Below are 26,426 nucleotides of genomic sequence, written 5' to 3'. Positions count from 1 at the left end.
AACAAGAGGGCTGTGGCGGCCTAGACCCGTGGCCGAAATCCACCCCGTCTCTCCACACCCGCCCCCTCTCCCTCCGCCCCATGAGGCAACCCCTGACGCCGAGTTGCCCTCTCCGAGCAGTGAGAGAGGCACCAGGGACACCCGAGGTGCCGCGACGACACCGAGGATGAGGAAGACCGTTTTGATACGTGTCACACGCGTGGTGACCACGGCCGCGGCGTTACTCGCGCTGGCCACGGCGGCGCCGGGACCGGCGTACGCGCAGCCGGACCCCGGCCCCCTGGCGGAGGCGCCGCGGACCGCGGACGCCGAACGCCTCCCGGAGGGCTGGCGGTTCACCGGCTCGGGCTCCGGCAGGGAGCTGGTCTGGACGTCCCCCGCCCCCCTGCCCATGGGAGACGCCCGCGTCGAGTTCTACGCCGGGAACCGGCTGCTCGGACGCCCGACCGCCGCCCCCGACGGGCAGGCGTACCGGCTGAAGGCCGACGGCGTACGGATCGGTTCGCCGGAGCGGCTGCGGGTGATGGTCGGCGGTCGCCGGCTGGACGCGGGCGCGCCGGACCCGGCCCCCGGGGCCCGGCTCCTCGCCCCGTCGGCGCCACGGGAAGCCCCGCTCCCCGTCAACCCGGTCGATCCCGGAGTGCCCGGCGGGTACCGCACCGTCAGCGGCGAATACGACCTGAAATCGGTGAAGTTGCCCGGATATCCGGCCCCGGTGGAGATGCGCGCCACGGTCGTGGGACCTGCCGACGCCCCGGGCAGACGGCCGCTCGCGCTGTTCCTGCACGGCCGTCACGGCACGTGCTACGGCTCAGGGGAGGAGGTGACCGGCGCCTGGCCCTGCGAGGCCGGTACGCGGCCGATCCCGAGCCACCAGGGCTATCTGCGCGCCCAGCGGCTCCTGGCCTCCCAGGGGTACGTGACGGTCTCCGTCTCCGCCAACGGCATCAACGGGCAGGACCACCTCGCGGAGGACGGCGGCGCGCAGGCCCGCTCGTCCCTGGTACGGCACCACCTCGCCCGCTGGGCGGACTGGGCCAAGAACCGCTCCGGCGCACCGGCCGCCGTCCGCGCCACGGCGCCCGCCGACCTGTCGCGCGTGCTCCTCGTCGGCCACTCCCGGGGCGGCGAAGGCGTCAACCGGGCGGCGCTCGACAGCCTCTACCGGCCACCCGCCGACCAGGACGGACACCGGGGCCCGGTCCGCTGGAACATTCGCGGCAACGTCCTGATCGGCCCCACCGTCTTCGGCCAGAACCCGGTCCCGGACGTGCCCTCGATGACGCTCCTGCCCGGCTGCGACGGCGACGTGTCCGACCTGCAGGGCCAGATCTACGTCGACGGCACGCGCGGTGTCAGCCGCGGCTCCGCGCTGCACAGCGCGGTGTACATGGTCGGCGCCAACCACAACTTCTTCAACAGCGAGTGGACTCCGGGGCAGGCGCAGGCGCCGGCCTTCGACGACTTCTCGTCCGAGGACGGTACGGACCCGGTGTGCTCGCCCGGCACCGCGACCCGGCTCACCGCCCCGCAGCAGCAGACCGCGGGCGCCTCGTACATCGCCGCCGCGGCCCGGCTGTTCGTCGCCGGGGACGACCGGGTACGCCCGCTCCTGGACGGCACCGGCCGTCGCGCGCCCTCGGCCGGACCCGCGCGCGTGCTCACCCACGCCGTCGGCGCCCACCGGACCTCGGCCTTCCTGCCGGATTCCTCGGTCACGGTGACCGGCGGCCGCCTGTGCGCCCAGGTCGACCCCGACCCCGCCCGTGCCTGTCTGCCGCCCGACACGAGCGGCCGGTCGCCGCACTTCGCCTCCTGGGAGGCCTCGCCCGAGCCGGGCCGCGACGCGGTCGCGCTGACGTGGGCGCGCCCGGGTGGGACGGTGGCCGTACGTCCCGCGCGTCCCGTCTCCCTGGCGGGCGACGAGGCCCTCGCGCTGCGGGTGATCGTCCCGCCGAACAGCACCGGCACGCAGCTGGACGTCGCTCTCGTCGACACCGCGGGCCGGCGCGCGCACCTCGGCCGGACGCGCGTCGAGGGGGTGCCCGGCAGCGAACGGACCGCCGCACACTGGGGCCGGGAGATCCGCGTACCTCTGTCCGCCGCCCGGTCCGGCTTCGACCTGAAAAGGGTCGCGACCCTCGAGCTGACCCCGCGCAGCGGCTCGGGGCAGGCATGGCTGATGGACGGCTGGGGCTGGCGCCCCGGCACACCGGCCGTGCGCCCGGCCGCGCTGCCCCGCGTCGACATCGGCCGGCTGACCGTCGAGGAGGGAGACGCCGGGGCCCGCACCTACCGTGTGCCCGTCCGCGTCTCCGGCCAGGGCAGCGGCCAGGTCCGGGTGTTCGTCGCCGATCCGGGCACGGACGAGATCACGTACCGGACCGTCACGGTCCGTCCGGGCAGCCGGGACATCGACGTGCCGGTCGTGGTGCGCGGCAACACCCGCTACGGCTACGACGTCTCGCACGAGGTGTTCGTCAAGGCGGTCCGCGGCGCGGTCGTCGGCTCCCACCACGGCGGGGTGACCGCGCGGAACGACGACGCGATGCCCACGGTCACGGTGACCCCGGTCGCCGACGACGTCACCGAGGGCAAGGCGCTGACCTGGCGGGTGACGCTGTCGACGGCCGCCGACGCCGAGATCGGCGGCGCGCTCGCCCTCCTGCCGGTCACCGGCGGCGCCGAGCTGTCCACGGCGGACGTCGAGCGGAGCTGGCTGGAGGAGAACTTCGGCCACGCCCCCGATCCGGCCCTGCCGCTGTCCCGGATCTCGGAAGAGCCGTCTCTCTGGGTGCACGTGCCCGCCGGAGAGACGGGCATCGAGGTGACCGTGCCCACCGTCACGGACACGCTGCGCGAACCGGCGGAGTCCCTGCGCGCCCGCTTGATCACCTACGACGAGGCCTGGGAGCCACGACCGGGCCCGGAGTTCACGGGAACGGTGCGGGACGCCGCGTAGCGAGTGAGCCGCGTCACGCGGAAAGGCCGTCGCCCCCTCGCGCGCGAGCAGTGCTGTGCGCGAGGGGGCGACGGCCTTCGGGTGTCTACCGCCGGGGTGGGCCGGTCAGGCCTTCTTGACCACGCTGGACTTCAGCTGCATCGGACCGAATCCCTCGATCCTGCAGTCGATGTCGTGGCCGTCCACGCCGTCCACCAGGCGAATGTTGCGCACCTTGGTGCCCGCCTTGATCCCGCTCGGGCTGCCCTTGACCTTGAGGGTCTTGACGACCGTGACCGTGTCGCCGTCGGCGAGCACGTTGCCGACCGAGTCCTTGATCACCTTCTCGCCGGTGCCGCCCGCGGCGGCGTCGGCGGCGCCGGGGGACCACTCGTGGCCGCATTCGGGGCAGACGAGGAGCGCACCCATCTCATAGGTGTACGCGCTGGAGCACTGGGGGCACGGAGGCAGGTTCTCGGTCACACGGCCATTCTATTTCAGCCGGTGTCCACCCCGCCCCACCTGGGTTGATCGCGAGCGAGGACGCCGGGGCGGCCGCTGCGCGAGGATGGGCCGATGATCGACGCATCGCTCTCCTTCGAGCTCCTCGCCGGGGACCCGGACTCCCCGGTCCTCCTTCACGTACCGCACTCCTCGCGCACGCTGCCCGCGGCGGTGCGCGAGGGCATCGTGCTCGGGGACGAGGAGCTCGCACGTGAGCTGGACCACATCACCGACTCGCACACGGCGGAGATCGCCGACGCGGCGGCGCGGATCGCCGGCGCGCGGCCGTGGAGGTTCGTCAACCGGCTCTCCCGGCTGGTCGTCGACCCCGAGCGCTTCCCCGACGAACGGGAGGAGATGCGCGCGGTCGGGATGGGCGCGGTGTACACGCGGACGACGCACCGCGCCGAGCTGCGGCCGGCGGGATGCGACGACCGGCCCCTCCTGGACCGGTACTTCACGCCCTACGCCCGGGCCATGACCACCGCCGTCGCCGACCGCCTGGCGGCGGTGGGCCGCGCCGTGGTCATCGACGTGCACTCGTACCCGACCGCGCCCCTGCCCTACGAACTCCACGGCGAAGGACCGCGCCCGCCGATCTGTCTGGGGACGGACGCGTTCCACACGCCGCCCGCCCTGCTGGAGGCGGCGCGGGAGGCGTTCTCCGGGTTCGGCGGGGTCGGGACGGACAGCCCCTTCGCCGGTACGTACGTGCCGCTGGACCACTACGGCCGGGACCGGCGCGTCAGCGCGCTGATGGTCGAGATCCGCCGTGACCTCTACATGCGGGAGCCCGGCGGCCCCGCCGGACCCGGCCTCGAAGCCCTCGCCGAGGCCTTGGCGCGGCTGGTCGACGCGGTCCGTGACCGCACTCACGTGGCACCCCTTGATGGAGCGAACTGAGGTGGGGTTAGCATATGAGCGCCGCCTAGCTCGAAAGATAATCCTGTGACTGTCAATGACGACTCGTTCACCAACTGGAAGAACCGCGAAGAGATCGCGGAGTCGATGATCCCGATCATCGGGAAGCTGCACCGGGAGCAGGACGTGACCGTCCTCCTCCACAGCCGTTCCTTGGTGAACAAGTCGGTGGTCAGCATTCTGAAGACTCACCGATTCGCCCGGCAGATCGCGGGTGAGGAGCTCTCGGTCACCGAGACGATGCCGTTCCTGCAGGCCCTCACCACGCTCGATCTCGGCCCTTCGCAGATCGACATCGGCATGCTCGCCGCGACGTACAGGACCGACGACCGCGGTCTGTCGGTCGAGGCGTTCACCGCCGAGGCCGTCGCCGGCGCCACGGGCGCCAACAAGATCGAGCGCCGTGACGGCCGCGACGTCGTCCTCTACGGCTTCGGTCGCATCGGCCGGCTCGTCGCCCGCCTGCTCATCGAGAAGGCCGGCTCCGGCAACGGTCTGCGGCTGCGCGCCATCGTCGTCCGCCAGGGCGGGGACCAGGACATCGTGAAGCGCGCCTCGCTGCTGCGCCGCGACTCCATCCACGGGCAGTTCCAGGGCACGATCACCGTCGACGAGACGACCAACACGATCATCGCCAACGGCAACGCGATCAAGGTGATCTACGCCAACGACCCGTCCGAGGTCGACTACACGGCGTACGGCATCAAGGACGCCATCCTGATCGACAACACCGGCAAGTGGCGTGACCGCGAGGGCCTGTCGAAGCACCTGCGCCCCGGCATCGACAAGGTCGTCCTGACCGCCCCCGGCAAGGGCGACGTGCCCAACATCGTGCACGGCGTCAACCACGACACGATCAAGCCGGACGAGCAGGTCCTGTCCTGCGCCTCCTGCACCACCAACGCGATCGTCCCGCCGCTGAAGGCCATGGACGACGAGTTCGGTGTCCTGCGCGGTCACGTGGAGACCGTCCACTCGTTCACCAACGACCAGAACCTGCTGGACAACTACCACAAGGCCGACCGCCGCGGCCGCTCCGCGCCGCTCAACATGGTCATCACCGAGACCGGTGCCGCGTCCGCCGTCGCCAAGGCGCTGCCCGACCTCAAGGCCCCGATCACCGGCAGCTCGATCCGCGTGCCGGTGCCGGACGTCTCGATCGCGATCCTGAGCCTGCGCCTGGGCCGCGAGACCACCCGCGAGGAGGTCCTCGAGTACCTCCGCGACGTCTCGCTGCACTCGCCGCTGAAGCGCCAGATCGACTTCACCACGGCCCCCGACGCCGTCTCCATGGACTTCGTCGGCTCGCGCCACGCCTCGATCGTCGACGCCGGCGCGACCAAGGTCGACGGCGACAACGCGATCCTGTACCTGTGGTACGACAACGAGTTCGGCTACTCGTGCCAGGTCATCCGCGTGGTCCAGCACGTCTCCGGGGTGGAGTACCCGACCTACCCGGCCCCGCTGGTCTGATCCCGGCTGATCCCGGCCGAAAGTCCGCTCCGGCGCCCCTCCACAGAGGGCACCGGAGCGGACTTTCGCGCGTTTCGGGGTGGCTCAGCCGTTCGAGGAGGAGCCGGCGGCGTCACGCCAGACGGTCAGGTCCAGCGTCAGGTAGGTGCTGGGGGAGTCCTCGGCGGAGAAGCCCCGGACGGTGACCAGCCCGATGTGCCCCGTGCCCGTGGTGACACAGACCTGACGGCCCTTCGACAGCTTGTCCACATAGACCTCCTGGGTGTAGCGGGTGTCCGCCCGGCAGGCGGCGAGCGACCCCTCCTGTCCCGCGTCGAGCAGGACGAGGCTCCCGCCGCTGCTCTCCGCGTCGAGATAGCCGCCGGTGTCGTACGAGAGCTCGTACCCGCCGTCCTCGCCGTCCTGGGGCCGGACGTCGTCGTCCCCGAGCGTCAGGTGGTACCCGGCGGTGAGGTCGATCCCCTTGTACGCGGCCGGCTTCGGCTGGGGCCTGGCGCTCGGCGTCGCGCTGGGCCGCGCGGACCCGGTGCCCTTCTGGTCGCCCTGCGGCGCGCCGCCGCCCTGCGTCTGCCGCCCCTGGTCCTTGTCCTTGTCCTTGAGCAGGACGTACGCCGTCGCACCCCCGGCGACACCGAAGACGAGCGCGGCGGCGAGGGCGATGAGCACACCGCGCTTGCCCGCGCTCGCCGACGGCCGGGGCGCGGGCCCCGGGGGCACGGGCGCGCCATAGGGGTACGGCCGCGCGTGGACCGGGGTCGCGGGCGCGGTGGGGAAGAGGCCGGGTGCCGGCACCGGCACCGGCACCGGCACCGGCGTCGGGGTGGCCGGTGCCGTCGGGGAGTACGCCGCGGAGGGGATGGCCGGCGCCGTGGGGGAGTACCCCGGGGGCGGCGGGGTCCGGTCGGGGGCCGGGGCTGCCGTACGTACGGTGATGTCGGCGGCCACCGTGCTCGGCAGCCAGTCCTCGGGGCGGCGCAGCACCGTCTCCGCGTTCGCGGACTGGCACAGGGCGATGACCTCGGCGACCGACGGCCTGGCCTCGGGGTCCTTCGCGAGCGTGCGGGTGACCAGCTCCGCCAGCCGCTCGGGGACCCGGCTGAGATCCGGCTCCTCATGGACGATCCGGTAGAGCACGCCGTGCGAGGTCCCCTCGCCGAACGCCGGCGTGCCCGTCGCCGCGTACGCGGCCACCTGCCCCAGGGCGAAGATGTCGGTGGCCGGGGTCACCCGGCGCCCCGCGGCCTGCTCGGGGGCCATGAACGACGGCGTACCGATGGCGACGCCGCTGCCCGTGAGGGAGGTCGCGTCGGCGGCGTAGGCGATGCCGAAGTCGATGACGCGGGGCCCGTCGGCGGCGAGCAGGACGTTGGACGGCTTGAGGTCACGGTGCACGATGCCCGCGCCATGGATGACCTGCAGGGCCTCGGCCATGCCGGCGATCAGCAGCAGGACCGTCTCGACCGGCAGCGCGCCATGGGCCACGACGGCGTCGGCGAGCGAGGGCCCGGGCACGTACGCCGTCGCCAGCCAGGGCCGCGGGCCGTCGGTGTCCGCGTCGATGACCGGCGCCGTGAACAGCCCCTGCACGCGCTGCGCCGACTGCACCTCCTGCGCGAACCGGCGCCGGAACTCCGGGTCGTCGCCGAACTCGGGGCGGATCACCTTGATGGCGACGGCCCGCCCACCGGGCGTGTACGACAGATACACCTTGCCCATGCCGCCCGCGCCGAGCTTCGCGGCCAGCCGGTAGCCGGCGACGGTGGTCGGATCGTCCCCGGCCAGTGGCTGGAAGATCTGCGAGGCCCCGCCCCGGTCCGGCTGCTGACCACTCATCAACTCATGTCTCCCACGCGCAGAACGCCGATGTCGACCGGCACCCTATCGAGCCGGGACGCCGCCGGTCCCGGCCGTCGCGGGCTACGAACCGACCTTGCGCTTGTTCCACACGTCGAAGCCGACCGCCGCGAGCAGCACCATGCCCTTGATGACCTGCTGCCAGTCGGTGCCGATCCCGACGAGGTTCATGCCGTTGTTGAGCACACCGAGCACCAGACCGCCGATGATGGCGCCCAGGACCGTGCCGACGCCGCCGCTCATCGACGCTCCGCCGATGAACGAGGCGGCGATCGCCTCCAGTTCGAAGTTGATGCCGGCCTTGGGCGAGGCCGCGTTGAACCGGGCGGCGAAGACCAGTCCGGCCAGCGCGGCGAGCATGCCCATGTTGAGGAAGACCAGGAAGGTGACCTTCTTGTCCTTCACGCCGGACAGCTTGGCCGCGGGCAGGTTCCCCCCGATCGCGTACACATGACGTCCCACGATCGCGTTGCGCATGACGTAGCCGAAGCCGACGAGCAGCGCGGCGAGGATCAGCAGCACCACCGGCGCGCCCTTGTAGCTGGCCAGCAGCAGGGTGAAGACCAGGACCGTGGCGATCAGCGCGCCCAGCTTGAGCGCGAAGAGCCCGGCCGGCGGCACCTCGAGAGCGAACTCCCGCTGGCGCCGGCGGTCGCGCACCTCCTGCCACACGACGAAGACCATCAGCGCCAGGCCCAGGAGGAGCGTCAGATTGTGGTAGTTGGTCCGCGGCCCGACCTCCGGGAGGAAGCCGTTGGAGACCGTCTGCAGCCCGTCGGGGAACGGCCCGATCGTCTGGCCCTTGAGGAAGATCTCGGTGAGACCGCGGAAGAGGAGCATGCCCGCGAGGGTCACGATGAACGACGGTATGCCGAGATACGCGATGAAGAAGCCCTGCATCGCGCCCGCCGCCGCGCCCAGCAGGAGGACGAGGACCACGGCCAGCGGCCACGCCATCCGGTGTTCGACCATCAGCACCGCCGCCAGCGCGCCGATGAACGCGGTGAGCGAGCCGACCGACAGGTCGATGTGGCCCGAGATGATGACGATCATCATGCCGATGGCCAGGATCAGGATGTAGCTGTTCTGCAGGACCAGGTTGGAGACATTGCGCGGCAGCAGCAGATCGCCGCCCGTCCATACCGCGAACAGGGCCACGATCAGGCCGAGCGCGATCAGCATGCCGTACTGCCGCATGTTGCCGCGCAGTCCGTCGAGGATCAGCCGGCCGACGCCGGGGCCGGAGCCCGCGGGGTCACCGGGCGAGGGGTCGGCCTTCGGCCCGGCCGTGAGATCGGTGCTCATGGGTGCTACCTCTTGTTCCTGTCCTTCGGGGACACCGGGGAGACGGTGTCCTTGGTCATGTGCCGCATCAGCAGCTCCTGCGTCGCCTCGGCGCGGGGCACTTCACCGGTGAGCCGGCCCGCGGCCATGGTGTAGATGCGGTCGCACATGCCGAGCAGCTCGGGGAGTTCCGAGGAGATGAAGAGGACCGCCTTGCCCTCGGCGGCCAGCCGGTCGACGACCGTGTAGATCTCGTACTTGGCACCCACGTCGATCCCGCGGGTCGGCTCGTCCAGGATGAGGACATCGGGACCCGCGAAGATCCACTTGCTGAGCACGACCTTCTGCTGGTTGCCGCCCGAGAGCTTGCCCACCGGCTCGAAGACGGTCGGCGCCTTGATGTTCATGGTCCGGCGGAAGCCCTCCGAGACCCGGCGCTCCTCGTGCTCGTCGACGATGCCGCGCCGGGCGACCTTGGGCAGGGCGCTCAGCGAGACATTGCGGTTGATGGTGTCGATCAGATGGAGCCCGTAGTGCTTGCGGTCCTCGGTGACGTACGCGATGCCGTGCCCGACCGCCTCGGGGACCGTACGCGTACGGATCTCCACGCCGTCCTTGAGGACCGTGCCGCCCCCGTACCGGCCGTAGCTGCGCCCGAAGACGCTCATGGCCAGCTCGGTGCGGCCCGCGCCCATCAGGCCCGCGATGCCGACGATCTCCCCGCGCCGCACGGACAACGACACGCCGTCGACGACCTTGCGGTGCTGGTCGATCGGGTGGTGCACGGTCCAGTCCCGGATCTCCAGGGCCGGTGCCGCGCCCCTCTCCGGTGTGTGCGGGGTGCGCTCGGGGAAGCGGTGGTCGAGATCGCGGCCCACCATGCCGCGGATGATCCGATCCTCGGTGGTCTCCGGGGCCTTCACATCGAGGGTCTCGATGGACCGGCCGTCCCGGATGATCGTCACCGAGTCCGCGATCCGCGCGATCTCGTTGAGCTTGTGCGAGATGATGATCGAGGTGATGCCCTGATCCCTCAACTCCTCGATCAGGCCCAGGAGTTTGCCACTGTCCTCGTCGTTGAGCGCGGCCGTCGGCTCGTCGAGGATCAGCAGCTTCACCTCCTTGGCGAGCGCCTTGGCGATCTCCACCAGCTGCTGCTTGCCGACGCCGATGTCGGCGACCCGGGTCTGCGGATGCTCGTTCAGGCCCACCCGTCGCAGCAGCGCCGCCGCGTGCTCCAGTGTCCTGTCCCAGCTGATCATTCCCCGGGTGGCGTGCTCGTTGCCGAGGAAGATGTTCTCCGCGATGGAGAGGTAGGGCACCAGGGCGAGCTCCTGGTGGATGATCACGATGCCGCGCTTCTCGCTCGCCCCGATGTCCTTGAACCGGCACGGCTCGCCCTGGAAGAGGATCTCGCCCTCGTAACTGCCGTGCGGATGAACGCCACTGAGGACCTTCATCAGCGTCGACTTGCCGGCGCCGTTCTCCCCGCAGATGGCGTGGACCTCGCCCGCACGGACGGTGAGGGAGACGTCCGACAGCGCCTTGACGCCGGGAAAGGTCTTGATGATCGAACGCATTTCCAGGACGGGTCCCGCCATGGTCGTGCCTGCCAATCTGCTAGTTGAGGTCGCTGGCCTTGATGTAGCCGGAATCCACCAGCACGCTCTGGTAGTTGCTCTTGTCGACGCTCACCGGGTCCAGGAGATAGGCCGGCACGACCTTCTTCTCGTTGTCGTACGTCTCGGTGTCGTTGACCTCGGGCTTCTTGCCGTCGAGCAGCGCGTTGACCATCTGCGCGGCGACCTTGGCCAGTTCGCGGGTGTCCTTGTAGACGGTCTGGGTCTGCTCGCCCGCGATGATCGACTTGACCGAGGCGACCTCGGCGTCCTGCCCCGTGACCAGGGGGAGCGGCTTGCTCGCGCTGCCGTAGTCGTCGGACTTCAGCGCCGACAGGATGCCGATGGAGATGCCGTCGTACGGCGAGAGGACGGCGTCCACGCGGTCCTTGGCGTACGACGAGGTGAGCAGGTCGTCCATGCGCTTCTGGGCGGTGCCGCCGTCCCAGCGCAGGGTGGTGACCTGGTTGAGCGCGGTCTGGCCGGACTTCACGACCAGCTGCTTCTTGTCGATGTACGGCTGCAGGACGTTCATGGCGCCCTGGAAGAAGTAGCGGGTGTTGTTGTCGTCGTTCGAGCCGGCGAACAGCTCGATGTTGAACGGCCCCTTCTTGCTGCCGTCCTTCAGACCCAGCTTCTCGACGAGGTAGCCGCCCTGGAGCTCGCCGACCTTCTCGTTGTCGAAGGAGGCGTAGTAGTCGACGTGGGGCGAGCCGAGGATCAGCCGGTCGTAGGAAATCACGGGGATCTTGGCGTCCGCCGCCTGCTTCAGCACATTGGCGAGCGCCCGGCCGTCGATGGCCGCGACCACCAGCGCGTCCACCCCCTGGGTGATCATGTTCTCGATCTGCGAGACCTGCTGGTCCGGGTCGTCCTCGCCGTACTGCAGCGAGGTCTTGTAGCCGTACTTCTCCAGGCTGGCGACCATGTTCTTGCCGTCGGCGATCCAGCGTTCGGAGGACTTGGTGGGCATGGCGATGCCCACCGTCAGGTCCCCGGCGTTCTTCTCCTCCTTGCCGCCGCCCGCGCCGCTCTGGCCGCAGGCGGTGAGGGCGAGGGCGAGGAAGGTCGCGAGCGCGGTGGTGGTGGCGGTCGTGGTGGCGGCTCTGCGGATGCGCATGGTGATCAGTCCTTGTCGGTGGGGTGGATGCGGTCCGGGAAGCGGTTCAGGGGGCCGGGCAGCCGGGAGCCGAGCGGCGACATGCCGCCGTCCGCGCCGTGCCGGGCCAGCAGGTCCAGGGCGAGCCGGCCGCGGCGCACCCGCTCGCGCGCGGTCGCCAGGACGGTCTCGCGCAGATGCAGGCCGGAGGGGTAGATCGACGGCGCCTTCGCCAGGCCGAACTTCAGATACAGCGGGGCGCCGCGACGGATCAGCTCGGCGACCTCGTACATCCGGACGTAGCCGCCGAGGTCGTCGGGTGCCTCGATGTACATGTCCATCGGCGCGGCGCTGACCCGGCGGATCTCGGTGAGATGGGCGAGCGTCAGATCGCTCGGCACGTTCACCGAGTCGGCGCCGAGGCGTTCATGGACGGCGTACGCGGCCGGGTTGACCGGACCGATCAGCGCCGAGACCTTGAGGGTGGTGTCCGCCGGGAGGATGCCCTGGCAGCGCGCCCGGTGGAGCGTCCACAGCACGCCCTCGTCCGCGACCAGCAGGCAGCGCACGCCCAGTTCCGTGGCGCGTACGGCGTCCTCGACGCAGCCGGCGACCGCGTCGTGGCCGCGGGCGCGCAGACCTCCGCCGCGCGAGTCGGTGCGGACCGAGCCGCCGATGTCCCAGGTGCCGCGCGGGCCGGTGAACAGACAGACCTCGATGGAGCGTTCGGCCGCCGCCTCCACCATCTCGGTGATCTCGGCGTCCGTCAGCATCCAGACACCGCTGCCCTGGCTGATCCGGTGGACGGGCACGTCGAGCCGGACGGACTCCTTCAGGACGGCGTGGAGCGCCTCCGGGCCCTCCACGGAAGGGACCTCGGTACGCCAGGTGCCGCCGTCCGGGAAGGAGTGCGGCGAGGTGTCGGCGGAGGAGGGCGCGGGGGTGCCGAGGCCGAGGGCGGCGAGCGCCTGTTCCCCGGGGCGTCGGGGAGGGGGAGAGGGAGCGTCGGTCACGGGCAGTCCTTCGTGTTCGATATTTCGGACAAGGTTCGAGTCGTGGAGTGCGCGCCGGTACGGGGCCGGTCAGGCGGCTCCGTACCGGCGCGCGGATCAGGGCCGCAGCAGCACCTTGCCGACCTTCGGGTCACCGGATCCCACCAGCTCGATCGCCCGGGGGAACTCGGTGAGCGCCAGCTCGTGGGTGACCAGCGGCGCGAGGTCGAGCAGGCCCGCGGCGAAGGCCCGTACGGCATGGGACCAGGCGGCGGGCGGCGCGCCGAAGACGGTGTGCAGGGTCAGGCGATCGGTGACGAGGGACGCCGGATCCAGGCCGAGCGCCCCGGGGGCGGGGATCCCGGTCAGCACGACCCTGCCGCCGCGCCGGGCGAAGCTCGTGGCGGCGCGGGCGGAGCCGGCCGCCCCCGCGGCCTCGAGGACCAGATCGCACCCCTGGGCGCAGCCGGAGCCGGCGAGATCCTCCGGACCGGTCACCGCGGTCGCCCCGAACTCCCGTGCCAGCGCGGCCCGTTCCGGGCGGGGCTCGACCACGTAGAGCTCGGCGGGCGACGAGGCGGCCAGCAGCTGGACGGCGATCAGACCCAGCGTCCCGGCGCCGATCACGGCGACACGCTCACCCGGCCGCGGCGCCCCCACGAGCGTCGCGGCCGCCACGCAGGCGGCCGGCTCGAGGAGAGCCGCGGCCGTCAGATCGACGTCGTCCGGCAGCGGGTGCAGCAGCCGGGCCGGCAGGGTCAGGGTCGGAGCCATCGCGCCCGGCAGCGTGAACCCGGTCTCGTCGTACCCCGCCGTGCACAGCGTGGTCTCCCCGGCGTGGCACCGGTCGCACACCTGGCAGTTGCGGAACCCCTCGCCGACCACCTTCCTGCCCACGAGCTCCGGCGGCACCCCGGTGCCGACCGCGGCGACGGTCCCCGACCACTCGTGGCCGGGGGTGAGGGGATAGCGCACGTACCCCTCGGGCCGGTTGCCCTGGTACACCTCGCGGTCGCTGCCGCAGATGCCGCTCGCGTGGACGCGGACCAGGGCCTCACCGGGACCGGGTGGGGCCGGCTCGTGGGGGGCGAGCCGGTGCCGCCCGGGAGCGTCGAGGACGACCGCGTACCCCGTACCGTCCGGCGCGCCGCTCACCTGTCGCCGCCCTTCGCCGGGGCACGCTGCTCCCAGCCGTCCGCCCACAGGTCGAAATGGGCCTGCTGCTGCGGGAACTCGGCCGCCGCCTCCGCGTCGAACTCGACGCCCAGACCCGGCGCGTGCGAGAGGTGGAAGAAGCCGTCCACCACCTGGGGGGCGCCCTTCACCACCTGCTTGATGTCGGCGTCCGCGAAGTCGTTGAAGTGCTCCAGGATCTTGAAGTTCGGGGCGGTGAAGCCCACTTGGAGCGAGGCGGCGGTGAGCACCGGGCCGCCCACGTTGTGCGGGGCGACCAGCATGTAGTGGGTCTCCGCGGTCGCCGCCAGCTTGCGCGTCTCCCAGATGCCGCCGAGATGACCCACGTCCGGCTGGATGATGTCGGCGGCCTGGCTCTCGAACAGCTCGCGGAACTCGATCCGGTCATGGATCCGTTCACCCGTCGCGACCGGGATGTCCACCTTCGCGGCGACCTTCTCCAGCGCCTTCAGGTTCTCCGGCGGGACCGGCTCCTCCAGCCAGGCGGGCCGGAACGGCGCGAGCTCCCTGGCCAGCCGGATCGCCGTGGCCGGCGAGAACCGGCCGTGCATCTCCAGCATCAGCTCGGCCTCCGGCCCGATGGCGTCCCGTACCGCCTCGATCAGCGAGACCGCGTACAGGGTGTCCTGGTGCGACAGCTCGAACTGTCCGGTGCCGAACGGGTCGATCTTCAGCGCCTGATAGCCGCGCTCCATCACCGCGCGGGCGGCCTCGTGGTACGCCTCCGGGGTCCGCTCGGTGGTGTACCAGCCGTTGGCGTACGCCTTGACCTTGTCGGTCACCTTGCCGCCGAGCAGCTGCCAGACCGGCACCCCGAGCGCCTTGCCCTTGATGTCCCAGCAGGCCATCTCCACCACCGCGATGCCCGACATCACGATCTCGCCGGCCCGCCCGTAGTCGCCGTACTTCATGCGGCGGACGAGATCCTCCACCGCGAACGGGTCCGATCCGGCGATGTGGTTGACCTCGGCCTCGCGGAGATAGCCGAGCAGCGCGTCGGTGTGGCCGAGCATGCGGGTCTCGCCGACACCGGTCAGTCCCTCGTCGGTGTGGACGAGCACATAGGTGAGATTGCGCCAGGGAGTTCCGACGACATGAGTGCTGATTCCCGTGATGCGCACGGCGCTTGCCCCTCGATCTCGTTCGATATTTCGTCACACGTTCGAAATGTAGGCGTGACCGTAAGGGCTGCTCGGGAGCGTGTCAACGGATCGCGCGACCATTGCCGTGCGGAACGGCGTGCGGTTAGCCTGTGTTCGCCATGCCGGTCGCCGGCCGGAATCTCGAACACGCTGAGACAAGAGGGTGGGTGAACGGCGATGGGACGCCTCGTTCCCGCGGTGACCAGGGCCATGGACATACTGGAGCTGTTCCTGTCGGGCGAGGAGGCGCTCTCCGCGCCGGACGTCGTCCGCAGGCTCCGGCTTCCGCGCACCACCGTCCACGAGCTGCTCACCACACTGGCCGCCCGCAACTACCTCGTGGCGATCCCCGAACAGCCCGGCCGCTACCGCCTGGGCGTCCGCACGTACCAGCTCGGCAGCCGGTACGCGGAACAGCTCGACCTCGCCGCCGAGGGCCGCGAGGTGGCCCGCGAGGTCGCCGAGACCTGCGACGAGACCGTCCATGTCGCCCTCCTCGAGGACACCGACGTCATCTACGTCGCCAAGGTGGACTCCACGCACGCCGTCCGCATGGTCTCGGCCGCCGGCCGCCGGCTCCCCGCGCACTGCACCGCCGTCGGCAAGATGCTGCTCGCCTCGCTGCCGCCCGGCGAGCTCGACAGCCGTATCGACGGGTGCGAACTCGTCGCGATGACCCCCAACAGCATCACCGATCCCGACGCGCTGCGCGAGGCCCTCGCCGCGATCCGCGAGCGGGGGATCGCGACCGAACACCAGGAGTCCAACCCGGACGTGAGCTGCGTCGCCGCACCCGTGTACGGCAGTGCCGGACGCGTCGTCGCCGCCCTGTCCGTCTCCGTCCCCGTGATCCGGTGGAGCGAGGAGCGGGAGAGCGAGCTCACCGAGCTGGCCGCGAAGGGCGCCGCCGACCTCTCCGTACGGCTCGGCCACCGAGGCACCCGATGAGGATCGAGGTCGCCGTCCGCGAACAGGCCGACCTGGGCGAGGGACCCACCTGGGACCCGGCCGCCGGGCGGCTGATCTGGGTGGACATCCTCGGCTCGCGCGTGCACACCTACAGCCCGTCGAGCGGGCGGCGCACCGTCATGGCCACCGAACAGCACGTCGGCGCGGCGAAGCCGCGGGCGGGCGGCGGTCTCGTGGTCAACCTCAGGGACGGCATCGGCCGGTACGCCGAGGACGGGACGTTCTCCTGGCTGCTGCGCGACCCCGTGCCGGGCCGCCGGGGCAACGACGCGGCCGTCGCCCCCGACGGGGCGCTGTGGGCGGGCACCATGCGCTACGACGAGGCGCCCGGCGGCGGGAACCTCGTCCGCCTCGCCCCCGACGGGACCGCCGTCGAGGTCCTCCCCGAGGTGACGGTCAGCAACGGCATCGGCTGGAGCCCGGACGGCTCCCTGCTCTACTACATCGACAGCCCCACCCGCCGCATCGACGTCTGCCCCGCCGACGCCGAACTCTCCACCCACCGGCGCCCCTTCGTCACCCTCGAGCCGGCCGCCGGCTTCCCCGACGGGCTCACGGTCGACGCCGACGGCTGCGTCTGGGTCGCCCTCTGGGACGGCGCCCAGATCCGCCGCTACACCCCGCGCGGCGAACTGGACCGCACCCTCACCCTCCCCGTACGGCGCCCCACCGCCTGCGCCTTCGGCGGCCCCGGCCTCCGCGACCTCTACATCACCACGGCCCGCACCGGCCTGACGCGCCCCCACCCGCTCTCCGGCTCCCTGCTGGTGCTGCCGGACGCGGGCCAGGGCCTGCCGGGCACCCCCTTCGGAGGCTAGGGGGCGTCCGCCGGGCTCCGCCGGTGAGAAGGCCCGGCGGGGCGTGCGCGCCCGCCGGAAGGGACGCGGTGCCTCGGGCCCCGATCGCCCCACGCCCCACTCCACCGAGAGGAACACCATGCCCCGTTCCGCCCGTTCCGCCCGCTTCACCCTTCATCCCGACTTCTCCGTCGGCCCGGTCGACCCCCGTCTGTTCGGGTCCTTCGTCGAGCACCTCGGCCGGTGCGTCTACACCGGGATCCACGAGCCCGGCCACCCCGCCGCCGACGAGGACGGGCTGCGCACCGACGTCCTGGAGCTCGTCCGTGAGCTGGGCGTCACCGCCGTGCGCTACCCCGGCGGCAACTACGTCTCCGGCCACCGCTGGGAGGACGGCGTCGGCCCCGTCGACGAGCGGCCCCGCCGTCTCGACCTCGCCTGGCGGTCCACCGAGACCAACCGCTTCGGGCTCTCCGAGTTCATGGCCTTCCTGAGGAAGCTCGGCCCGCAGGCGCAGCCGATGATGGCACTCAACCTCGGCACCCGCGGGGTGGCCGAGGCGATGGAACTCCTGGAGTACGCCAACCATCCCGCCGGCACCGAACTCGCCGAGCGCCGGATCGCCCACGGGGACAAGGACCCTTTCGGCATCGGCCTGTGGTGCCTCGGCAACGAGATGGACGGCACCTGGCAGATCGGCCACAAGACGGCCGAGGAGTACGGCCGCCTGGCCGGCGAGACCGCCCGCGCCATGCGGCTGATCGACCCCGGCCTGGAACTCGTCGTCTGCGGCAGCTCGAACCGGGCGATGGAGACCTTCGCCGCGTGGGAGGCCACGGTCCTCGCGGAGACGTACGACGCCGTCGACCACATCTCCCTGCACGCCTACTACGAGGAGACCGACGACGACCGGGACTCCTTCCTCGCCTCGGCCGTCGACATGGAGGCGTTCATCGAGGCCGTCGTGGCCACCTGCGACCATGTCGGCGCCCGGCTGAAGACCAGCAAGAAGATCACCCTCTCCTTCGACGAGTGGAACGTCTGGTACCAGCGCCGACCCCACCCGCACCCGGTCGAGGACTGGCAGGAGGCCCCACGGCTCCTGGAGGACGTCTACACCGTCACCGACGCCGTCGTGTTCGGCTCGCTCCTCATCGCCCTGCTGCGCCACGCCGACCGGGTCAAGGTGGCCTGCCTGGCCCAGCTCGTCAACGTCATCGCCCCGATCATGACCGAACCCGGCGGCCCGGCCTGGCGGCAGACGACCTTCTTCCCGTTCGCCCAGGCCTCCCGGTACGGACGCGGCGAGGTCCTGGACGTGCGGGTGGACGCGCCGGCGTACGAGACGCGCAGGTTCGGGGAGGTGCCCCTGCTGCACGCGACGGCCGTACGGGGCGAGGACGGCGCGGTGACCGTGTTCGCCGTGAACCGCGGTCGGAGCGAGGCCCTGCCGCTCGACGTGACCCTGCACGGCCTCGGCCTGAGCCGGGTCGTCGAGCACAGCGCGCTCGCCGACGCGGACCCCGAGGCCCGCAACACTCTCGCGGAACCCGAGCGGGTCACCCCGCACGCCGTGGACGGCACCACGCTCAGGGACGGCTCCCTGCACGCCGTCCTGGAGCCGCTGTCCTGGAACGTCATCCGTCTCGCCTGACCCGCCAGTTGAAACGCTTCGAAAGATCTGTCTGAAGCGTTGACTCGCTGTACCAGGGTCCTTACCTTGTCTCAGCAAGCGCTTTCCTAAAACGTTTCAATCGCGCGGGAGGACGAACTGTGCGTACTCAAGGCACCGTCGACCGACGAGGGCTGCTGAAGTTCGCGGGCGGCTCGATGGCGGCTCTCGGTCTGACCGCGGCGGGATGTGGCGGCGGGGGCGGTTCCGGCGACGGGACCGTCACCATCCGATACGCCTGGTGGGGGTCCGACGACCGCGCCAAGCGGATCAACCAAACGATCGCGCTCTTCGAGAAGAAGTACCCGAAGATCAAGGTCAAGACGGACTTCCAGCCGTACCCGGACTTCTGGAAGAAGTTCAACACCCAGGCCTCGGGCGGCAATCCGCCGGACGTCTTCCAGAACGCGATCGGCTTCCTGCGCAAGTACGACGCCAAGAACGTGCTCCTCGACCTCAGCGAGCAGGTCAAGGCGGGCCACCTCAGCACCGCGAACTTCCGCGCGGGCCTGGAGAAGTTCGGCGAGGTCGACGGCAAGCTGCTCGGCATACCCGTGGGCAGCAACTCCATGGCCCTGGTCATCGACAAGAACGTCTTCACCCGGGCGGGCGTCAAGCCCGAACAGGGCTGGACCTGGGACGACTTCGACGCGGCGATGAAGAAGATCCGCGACAAGGCGGGCCGGGCCGGCGACAGCGGCATGTACGGCGTGATGTACCTCTACGACCTGTACCTGCGCCAGCACGGCAAGGCCTTCTTCACCGAGAAGGGTCTGGGCTTCACAGAGGCCGACCTGACCGAGTGGTGGACCAAGGCGAAGCGGGGCAGCGAGTCCGGCGTCGTCGCCGACACCAAGAAGGTCGTCCAGGCCAAGCCCAAGTCCGCGGTCACCGCCGAGCTCGCGGCCGGCGAGTTCACCTGGGACAACTTCACCAACCGCTACACCGCCGAGGGCAAGAGCGAGTACGGTCTCGCGCCGATCCCCACCACCGACGGCAAGAGGACCGGCCAGTACCTCGGCTCCCTGATGCTCAGCGCCTCCAGGCGCACCAAGCACCCCAAGGAGGTCGCCCAGTTCATCGACTTCATGGTCCACGACCCCGAGGTCGCCAGGATCATGGGCTTCGACCGGGGCGTCCCCGCGACCGTCGAGCAGTACGAGGCGTTCGTGCCCTCCGACCCGGTCGCCAAGGAGATCGCGGCGTACGAGCAGTCGCTCGTCGACACGGGCGTCCTCGAACCCATCACCCCGCACCCGGCGGGCGCCGACATCTGCGAGTCGGCCTTCCTGCGCCTCGCCGAGGAACTGGGCCTGGGCACACGGTCGGTGGACGACGCGGTCAAGCAGTTCTTCACCGAGTCGAAGACGGCTCTCGGCAGCTGATGGGAACGACCGTGACCCACGCGCCCGCCACGGGAGTGAGCGGCCCCGTCGCCCAGGGCTCCGGGCCGCCACCGCCCGCACCGGCCCCCTCTCCGCGTCCCGCCGCCGGCAGGCGGCGGGACCGCCGGGAGAACCTGGCCGGCTATCTCTTCATGTCGCCCTGGATCACGGGGTTCCTGCTGCTGACCGCGGGCCCGATGACCGCCTCCCTGTACTTCGCGTTCACCGACTACAACCTCTTCGACGCCCCGAAGTGGATCGGCTTCGGGAACTTCACGGAGATGTTCGGCGACCCCCGCTGGCGCCACTCCGTCTCCGTGACCCTGTGGTACGTCGCCATCGGTACGCCGCTCAAGCTGGCCCTCGCCCTCGGCGTGGCGCTGCTGCTCGCCCAGAGCAGGCGCGGGCAGGGCTTCTACCGGGCCGCGTTCTACGCTCCCTCGCTGATCGGCGCGAGCGTGTCCGTGGCCATCGTCTGGAAGGCGATCTTCTCCGACGGAGCGGTCGTGGACCGGGCCCAGAGCACGCTGTTCGGCCTGGACGTCGGTGGCTGGATCGGCGATCCCCAGTGGATCCTGTACGCCCTGGTGGCGCTGACCGTCTGGCAGTTCGGCGCCCCCATGGTGATCTTCCTGGCCGGCCTCAAGCAGGTTCCGCAGGAGCTGTACGAGGCGGCGGAGGTCGACGGGGCCGGGCCGTGGCGGCGGTTCCGGAGCATCACGCTCCCGATGATCTCGCCGGTGCTCTTCTTCAACGTCCTGCTCGAGACCATCCACTCCTTCCAGATCTTCGCGTCGGCGTACATCGTCGGCGGGGGAGCGGGCGGCAACGCCTGCGGCCCGGCGGACGGTTCGCTCGTCTACACCTGTTATCTCTACGTCCAGGGCTTCGAGAACAGCCGGATGGGCCTGGCCTCGGCCATGGCGTGGATGCTCCTCCTCGCCGTCGCGCTGGTCACGGCGGCGCTGTTCTGGTCCCAGAAGCGCTGGGTGCACTATGAGGAGGCGGCCCGATGAAGACGCTGAGCACAGTGCCCACGGTGCCCACCCGGGCGGCGGTGTCCGGCGCCCGGCGTCGCGGCGCGGGTTCGCTCGCCTGGCACCTCGGCTCCCTCGCCGTCCTCGCGGTGGTGCTCTATCCCGTGGTGTGGCTGCTCGGGGCCTCGTTCAAGGAGGGCGACGAGATCGTCGGCAGCCTGGAGCTGCTGCCCACCGATCCCATCGCCAGGAACTACACCGGCCTTGCCGACGGCATCGCCGACATCCCGATCTCCACCTTCTTCCTCAACTCCACCTTCCTCGCGGTCGGTTCGGTGGTCGGCGTGCTGCTGTCCTCCTCGTTGACGGCGTACGCCTTCGCGCGCATCCGGTTCGCGGGACGCAATGTGCTGTTCGCGCTGATGATCGGCACGCTGCTCCTGCCGTACCACGTGCTGCTGATCCCGCAGTACGTGCTGTTCCAGAAGATGGAGCTCATCGACACCTACACGCCGCTGCTCCTGGGCAAGTACCTGGCCGTCGACGCCTTCTTCGTCTTCCTGATGGTCCAGTTCATGCGGAACCTGCCCAGGGAGCTGGACGAGGCGGCCCGGCTGGACGGCTGCGGTCACCTGCGGATCTACTGGTCGATCATGCTGCCGCTGTGCCGGCCGGCCCTCATCACCAGTGCGATCTTCACGTTCATCAACACCTGGAACGACTTCATGGGCCCGCTGATCTACATCAACACGCCCGAGAAGTACACGGTGGCCCTGGGACTGAAGATGTTCGTCGACCAGGAGGGGCTGGCCGACTACGGCGGCATGATCGCGATGTCGCTGGTCGCGCTGCTGCCGGTGCTCGTCTTCTTCCTCGCCTTCCAGCGGTATCTGATCGACGGCATGGCCACGTCCGGCCTGAAGGGCTGAGGAGGCGCGATGAAGCCGCACGTCCGTGCGCGGTTCGGGGTGTTCGCCGAGTGCCTGCTGGTCGGGGTGTGGATCGCCGTCGCCTCCGTGCCGGTGGTCACCCTGCCCGCGGCGCTGGCCGCGGGGGCGGCGCATCTGCGTCGCTGGACCGGAGAAGTGGAGGGCGGGTGGCGGGAGTTCGCCGCCGATCTCCGCTCGGCCGCCCGTCGGGGCTGGCTGGTGGGGCTCGCGGGCCTGGCGGCCCTCGCCCTGCTGTGGACCGATCTCGCGATCGTACGGGCGGGGCTGCCGGGCGGCCGGTTCGCCGGCACGGTCGGGGTCCTCGCGGCGCTCGCCCTGACCGTGACCGTCCTGCGCGCGTGTACGGCCTGGTGCCCGGGCGCCTCCTGGCGCGTGCTCCTGAAGGCCGCCGCCCGCCGCACCCTCGGCGACCCCGCGGGCTCCCTCCTCGTCGTCTGCGGCCTCGCCGTGATCGCCGTCTCCGCCTGGTTCGCCGCACCCCTGGCCGCCCCGGCCCTGGGCATGCTCGTGGCGGCCACCCTGGCGGCCGAGCGCCGCGTCCTGACCCGCTGACCCCGAGGCCCCCTGGCCCCCTGACCCCCCGGCCCCCTGACCCCCCCCGGCCCTCCGCCCCCTGACCCCCCCGGCCCTCCGCCCCCTGATCCCCGCTCCCTCGCCCCGTCCGTCGCGCCTGGGGCGAGGGGGCGGGCCCACCCCGGTCGCGCGCGGGAGGGGAGCGCGCGCCGGGGCCGGGGTCCTGCCCCCGCCGCGCCGTCCTGCCGGACGGCCCGACCGCACTCTGTCATGAGCATGAAAGGTATATGCGCCATGTCCTCGATCCCCCGAAGGTCCCTGCTCAAGGCCGCCGCCGTCGCGGGCGCGGCCGCCCAGTTCAGCTGGGCGCTCGGGCGCGGTGACGCCCGCGCGGCGGCCCCCGCCGAGACCCCCGACGCCGACCGCCCGGCGACCGTCACCTGGCTGGAGCCCGGCGGCCTCGGAGCCGCGCCCGGCTCCACGTTCGGCGTGCCCTGGCCCAAGGGGGTCCACCCCGCCGACCGTACCTTCGCGCTCACCGCCGCCGACGGCACCGGCATCCCCGTCCAGACCTGGACCACCGCCCGCTGGCCCGACGGCTCGCTCAAGTGGACCGCGCACGCGGTCGGCCCCGAGGCCGCCGGCGCCGAGCGCTTCACCCTCGCCCCCGGCACCCCCGCCATCGCCGGGCCGCGGATCACCGTGACCGAGACCGACCGCCGGATCACCGTCGACACCGGCACCATCAGGGCCGTCCTCTCCAAGGACGGCGAGAAGCTCGTCGAGTCCGTCACCCGTGGCACGACGACGATCGCCACCGACGGACGCCTCGTCCTGCTGCGCCAGAGCGACCTCGACGACAGCGACCAGGGCAACGCCAAGTGGGAGCGGTTCGACGGCGAGATCTCCGGCGCCACGGTCGAACAGCGCGGGCCCGTGCGCGCCGTGGTCCGGATCGACGGCAAGCACCGCAAGGCGAGCCGCAGTTGGCTGCCGTTCTCGGTACGGCTCTACTTCTACGCGGGCTCCGAATCCTTCCGGATGGTGCACACCATCACGTACGACGGAGACCAGGCCTCGGACTTCATCCGCGGTCTCGGGGTCCGCTTCACCGTCCCGATGCGCGACGCCGCCTACGACCGCCACATCCGCATCGCGGGCGAGGGCGAGGGCTTCCTCACCGAGGCCGTGAAGGGCATCACCGGACTGCGCCGCGACCCCGGCGCCGCCGTCCGCGCCGCACAGGTCAAGGGCGGGAAACTGCCCGACCCCGCCACCTGGGACCAGCGGGTCACCACCCGTTTGCAGTACATCCCCACCTGGAATGACTACACCCTCTCCCAGCTCTCCGCCGACGGCTTCACCCTGCGCAAGCGCACCCAGGCCGGCCACGGCTGGATCCCGGCCGGCGGCGGAGGCCGCGCGAACGGCTTCGGATACGTCGGCGGAACCACCGGCGGCCTCTCCTTCGGGCTCCGCGACTTCTGGCAGAAGCACCCCGCCCAGCTCGACATCCGCGGCGCCGCCACCGACGCCGCCGAGGTCACGCTCTGGCTCTGGTCCCCCGAGGCCCAGCCCATGGACCTGCGCTTTTACCACGACGGCATGGGCCAGGACACCTTCCCCGAACAGCTCGAAGGCCTCAACATCACCTACGAGGACTACGAGCCCGGCTTCGGCACCCCGTACGGCATCGCCCGCACCAGCGAGCTGATGTTCTGGGCCAACGCGGCCACCCCCACCGCCGACACGCTCGTCGCCCAGGCCGACGCCGTCCGCACCCCGCCCCAGCTCGCCGCGAGCCCCGAGGACCTCACCCGCGCCAAGGTCTTCGGCGGCCTCTTCGCCCCCGTCGACCGCTCCACCCCCGCGAAGGCACGGATCGAGGACCACCTCGACTATCTCTTCACGTACTACAAGGATCAGGTCGAACAGCGCCGATGGTACGGATTCTGGGACTATGGCGACATCATGCACACCTACGACGAGGACCGGCACCAGTGGCGGTACGACGTCGGTGGCTACGCCTGGGACAACTCCGAGCTGTCTCCCGACCTCTGGCTCTGGTACGCGTACCTGCGCTCCGGCCGCTCCGACGTCTTCCGCTTCGCCGAGGCGATGACCCGCCACACCGGCGAGGTCGACGTGTACCACCTCGGCCGGTGGGCCGGCCTCGGGACCCGCCACGGCGTCCAGCACTTCGCGTGCAGCGCCAAGCAGCAGCGGATATCCACCGCCGTCTACCGCCGCCCCTACTACTTCCTCACCGCCGACGAACGCGTCGGCGACCTCATGCACGACCTCGTCGACTCCGACGAGACCTTCCTCGTCCTCGACCCCATCCGCAAGATCCGCACCGAGCCGTACACACCCGACCGCCACGCCTTGTCCATCGGCTTCGGCACCGACTGGAGCGGCCTTGCCGCCGCCTGGCTCACCGAGTGGGAGCGCGGCGGACCCAAGGCGGCGAAGGCGGAGGCGCGGCTGCGCTCGACCATGGAGACCATCGCCGCCCAGCCCAACGGATTCGTCCAGGGCACCGGCCTGTACGACCTCGACACCGGCCGCTTCGCGGTGGCGACCGAGCCCGTCGTCGGCGTCTCCCACCTCTCCGCGATGTTCGGCCTGGTCGAGATGTGCGCCGAACTCATCGATCTCATCGACATGCCGGCGTTCAAGCACGCCTGGCTCGACTACTGCCGCTACTTCAACGCCACCAAGGCCGAACAGGCCGCCCGCTACGGCAAGAACTTCGGCACCCTGCTCCTCTTCCAGGGACACTCACGCCAGGACGCCTACGCCGCCGCCCAGTTGAACGACCCGAAGCTCGCCGCGCGGGCCTGGCAGAAGTTCCACAACAGCGACGGCTACACCTCCGCCATGGTCTGGGACAAGACGCCCGTCCAGGGCCCCGCCGCGCTCGAACCCGGCTACGAACACCTGTGGATCAGCACGAACACCACGGCCCTGTTCGGCCTCGCCGCCATCCAGAACCTCGCCCTCGTCGGCGACAGCCTCCCCGCGTGAGCCAAGGAGAATCACCGATGAGACGCACCGCGCTCCTGACGGCCGCCGTGACGGTCGCCGCCGCACTCACCGCCGCCCCGGCCCATGCCGACGGCCCCTACGGCCAGGGCGGCCTGGAGCACTGCACCGTCACGGCCGGCGGACCGCTCGTGTGCCATGTCGACGTCGCCCCCGGCACGTACGACGTCGCCGTCACCCTCGGCGGGGACACCGAGGGCTCCACGTCCGTCACCGGCGAGACCCGGCGTGCCCTGCTCGCCGAGACGGCCACCGCCGCGGGGGAGAGCGTCCGGCGCTCCTTCACCGTGGACGTCCGCACCCCGGAGGGGGAGCCGACCGGGCCCGCGGGAAGTCCCGGTCTCGACCTGACCTTCGGCGGGGCCGCGCCCCGCGTGACCGGCCTGCGGGTCACCCCGGCCCCGGCCGCCCCACGCCTCTTCCTCATCGGCGACTCCACCGTGTGCGACCAGCCGGGCGAGCCGTACACCGGCTGGGGCCAGCAGCTGCCCGCACTCCTCGACCGGGGCATCGCCGTCGCCAACCACGCCGACTCCGGGGAGAGCACGGTCAGTTACCTGGAGAACCCGGCCCTCTTCGCCACCGTCCAGCCGCTGATCCGGCCCGGAGACCCGGTCCTCGTCCAGCTCGCGCACAACGACAAGCAGACCGACGCGGCGACCTACCGCGCCAACCTCACCACCCTGGTGGAAGGGATACGGGACCGGGGCGGACGTCCCGTCCTCGTCACCCCGATCGTCCGCCGCTGGTTCAACGCCGACGGCACCCTGAACAACGGGGTCGCCCTGCTCGTCAACGGCCTCGGCGTGGACCACCCGGCCGAGATCCGCGCCCTCGCCGCCCAGCTCGACACCCCGCTGATCGACCTCACCGCCCTGACGAAGGCGCGCGTCGAGCAGCTCGGCCCGGAGGCGTCCAAGGCCCTCTACCTGACGACCGAGAAGCGGGACAACACCCACACCTCGGTCCGGGGGGCCACCGAGTACGCGACCCTCGTCCTCGGCGAACTGCGCGCCCAGGGGATCGTCCCCGAGCGGCTGATCCGCTGAGCACACCGGCCGGACCGGCCGGACCGGCGGGGCGCGCGCCCCGCGC

At 71.3% G+C, this 26,426-nt stretch carries 20 protein-coding genes; 12 read left to right on the top strand and 8 right to left on the bottom strand.

Annotation, left to right across the window (positions count from 1 at the left end; translation table 11 throughout):
• Nucleotides 1–181 precede the first annotated feature (181 nt).
• The gene (locus FDM97_RS20165; RefSeq protein WP_175439175.1) at nucleotides 182–2,962 is read left to right on the top strand and encodes a hypothetical protein; all 2,781 of its coding nucleotides are present in this window, start codon (nucleotides 182–184) and stop codon (nucleotides 2,960–2,962) included.
• A gap of 105 nt (nucleotides 2,963–3,067) precedes the next feature.
• On the opposite strand, the gene FDM97_RS20160 is transcribed toward FDM97_RS20165, so the two are convergent.
• Entirely contained in the window at nucleotides 3,068–3,424 is a 357-nt protein-coding gene (locus FDM97_RS20160) for a zinc ribbon domain-containing protein YjdM (RefSeq protein ID WP_137991776.1), read from the bottom strand.
• 93 nt (nucleotides 3,425–3,517) lie between these two features.
• Here FDM97_RS20160 and FDM97_RS20155 point away from each other — a divergent pair, with 93 nt between their 5' ends.
• Together FDM97_RS20155 and FDM97_RS20150 are read left to right on the top strand one after the other, a co-directional pair.
• On the top strand, nucleotides 3,518–4,348 hold the full coding sequence (locus FDM97_RS20155) for an N-formylglutamate amidohydrolase (protein WP_137991775.1): 831 nt from the start codon (nucleotides 3,518–3,520) through the stop codon (nucleotides 4,346–4,348).
• A 45-nt stretch (nucleotides 4,349–4,393) separates the two neighbouring features.
• A complete protein-coding gene (locus FDM97_RS20150; RefSeq protein WP_137991774.1) occupies nucleotides 4,394–5,839 on the top strand; it encodes a glyceraldehyde-3-phosphate dehydrogenase in 1,446 nt (481 codons plus the stop codon).
• Between the two features lie 84 nt (nucleotides 5,840–5,923).
• On the opposite strand, the gene FDM97_RS20145 is transcribed toward FDM97_RS20150, so the two are convergent.
• The 7 genes from FDM97_RS20145 to FDM97_RS20115 form a co-directional block, all read right to left on the bottom strand.
• Nucleotides 5,924–7,672 (bottom strand): serine/threonine-protein kinase, encoded by a 1,749-nt coding sequence (locus FDM97_RS20145; RefSeq protein WP_137991773.1) that lies wholly within the window; start codon nucleotides 7,670–7,672, stop codon nucleotides 5,924–5,926.
• A gap of 84 nt (nucleotides 7,673–7,756) precedes the next feature.
• On the bottom strand, nucleotides 7,757–8,998 hold the full coding sequence (gene mmsB, locus FDM97_RS20140) for a multiple monosaccharide ABC transporter permease (RefSeq protein WP_137991772.1): 1,242 nt from the start codon (nucleotides 8,996–8,998) through the stop codon (nucleotides 7,757–7,759).
• Nucleotides 8,999–9,003: 5 nt separating this feature from the next.
• Nucleotides 9,004–10,578, bottom strand: a complete 1,575-nt coding sequence (gene mmsA, locus FDM97_RS20135) for a multiple monosaccharide ABC transporter ATP-binding protein (RefSeq protein WP_137994925.1) — start codon at nucleotides 10,576–10,578, stop codon at nucleotides 9,004–9,006.
• A gap of 19 nt (nucleotides 10,579–10,597) precedes the next feature.
• Nucleotides 10,598–11,716, bottom strand: a complete 1,119-nt coding sequence (chvE, locus tag FDM97_RS20130; RefSeq protein ID WP_137991771.1) for a multiple monosaccharide ABC transporter substrate-binding protein — start codon at nucleotides 11,714–11,716, stop codon at nucleotides 10,598–10,600.
• A 5-nt stretch (nucleotides 11,717–11,721) separates the two neighbouring features.
• Complete coding sequence (locus FDM97_RS20125; RefSeq protein ID WP_137991770.1) at nucleotides 11,722–12,708, bottom strand: hypothetical protein; 987 nt, start codon at nucleotides 12,706–12,708, stop codon at nucleotides 11,722–11,724.
• Nucleotides 12,709–12,804: 96 nt separating this feature from the next.
• Complete coding sequence (locus FDM97_RS20120; protein ID WP_137991769.1) at nucleotides 12,805–13,842, bottom strand: zinc-dependent alcohol dehydrogenase; 1,038 nt, start codon at nucleotides 13,840–13,842, stop codon at nucleotides 12,805–12,807.
• Complete coding sequence (locus FDM97_RS20115; protein WP_137991768.1) at nucleotides 13,839–15,002, bottom strand: mandelate racemase/muconate lactonizing enzyme family protein; 1,164 nt, start codon at nucleotides 15,000–15,002, stop codon at nucleotides 13,839–13,841. Before FDM97_RS20115 ends, FDM97_RS20120 begins: the two co-directional genes overlap by 4 nt.
• Before the next feature lie 198 nt (nucleotides 15,003–15,200).
• Between FDM97_RS20115 and FDM97_RS20110 the strand changes: the two genes are divergently transcribed.
• The 9 genes from FDM97_RS20110 to FDM97_RS20070 all read left to right on the top strand — a co-directional run bounded on the left by FDM97_RS20110 (nucleotide 15,201) and on the right by FDM97_RS20070 (nucleotide 26,380).
• Nucleotides 15,201–15,971 carry an IclR family transcriptional regulator gene (locus FDM97_RS20110; RefSeq protein ID WP_137991767.1) on the top strand — a complete coding sequence of 257 codons (771 nt, stop codon included), beginning with the start codon at nucleotides 15,201–15,203 and terminating at the stop codon, nucleotides 15,969–15,971.
• Nucleotides 15,968–16,810 (top strand): SMP-30/gluconolactonase/LRE family protein, encoded by an 843-nt coding sequence (locus tag FDM97_RS20105; protein ID WP_137991766.1) that lies wholly within the window; start codon nucleotides 15,968–15,970, stop codon nucleotides 16,808–16,810. Before FDM97_RS20110 ends, FDM97_RS20105 begins: the two co-directional genes overlap by 4 nt.
• Nucleotides 16,811–16,928: 118 nt before the next feature.
• Nucleotides 16,929–18,443 carry an arabinosylfuranosidase ArfA gene (gene arfA / locus FDM97_RS20100; RefSeq protein WP_137991765.1) on the top strand — a complete coding sequence of 505 codons (1,515 nt, stop codon included), beginning with the start codon at nucleotides 16,929–16,931 and terminating at the stop codon, nucleotides 18,441–18,443.
• 176 nt (nucleotides 18,444–18,619) lie between these two features.
• Complete coding sequence (locus tag FDM97_RS20095) at nucleotides 18,620–19,846, top strand: ABC transporter substrate-binding protein (protein ID WP_137994924.1); 1,227 nt, start codon at nucleotides 18,620–18,622, stop codon at nucleotides 19,844–19,846.
• On the top strand, nucleotides 19,846–20,862 hold the full coding sequence (locus tag FDM97_RS20090) for a carbohydrate ABC transporter permease (RefSeq protein WP_137991764.1): 1,017 nt from the start codon (nucleotides 19,846–19,848) through the stop codon (nucleotides 20,860–20,862). The genes FDM97_RS20095 and FDM97_RS20090 overlap by 1 nt, the downstream gene beginning before the upstream one ends.
• Nucleotides 20,859–21,752, top strand: coding sequence for a carbohydrate ABC transporter permease (locus tag FDM97_RS20085; RefSeq protein WP_137991763.1), 894 nt, complete (start codon nucleotides 20,859–20,861; stop codon nucleotides 21,750–21,752). The genes FDM97_RS20090 and FDM97_RS20085 overlap by 4 nt, the downstream gene beginning before the upstream one ends.
• Nucleotides 21,753–21,761: 9 nt before the next feature.
• On the top strand, nucleotides 21,762–22,325 hold the full coding sequence (locus FDM97_RS20080) for a hypothetical protein (RefSeq protein ID WP_137991762.1): 564 nt from the start codon (nucleotides 21,762–21,764) through the stop codon (nucleotides 22,323–22,325).
• A gap of 255 nt (nucleotides 22,326–22,580) precedes the next feature.
• Nucleotides 22,581–25,313, top strand: coding sequence for an exo-rhamnogalacturonan lyase family protein (locus FDM97_RS20075; protein WP_137991761.1), 2,733 nt, complete (start codon nucleotides 22,581–22,583; stop codon nucleotides 25,311–25,313).
• 17 nt (nucleotides 25,314–25,330) lie between these two features.
• Nucleotides 25,331–26,380, top strand: a complete 1,050-nt coding sequence (locus FDM97_RS20070; protein WP_137991760.1) for a rhamnogalacturonan acetylesterase — start codon at nucleotides 25,331–25,333, stop codon at nucleotides 26,378–26,380.
• Nucleotides 26,381–26,426: the final 46 nt, after the last annotated feature.

It is taken from the genome of Streptomyces vilmorinianum, assembly GCF_005517195.1.
Lineage (GTDB): Bacteria > Actinomycetota > Actinomycetes > Streptomycetales > Streptomycetaceae > Streptomyces > Streptomyces vilmorinianum.
Note: the sequence above shows the minus strand (reverse complement) of the source record. Positions and strands in the feature narration are given on the sequence as shown.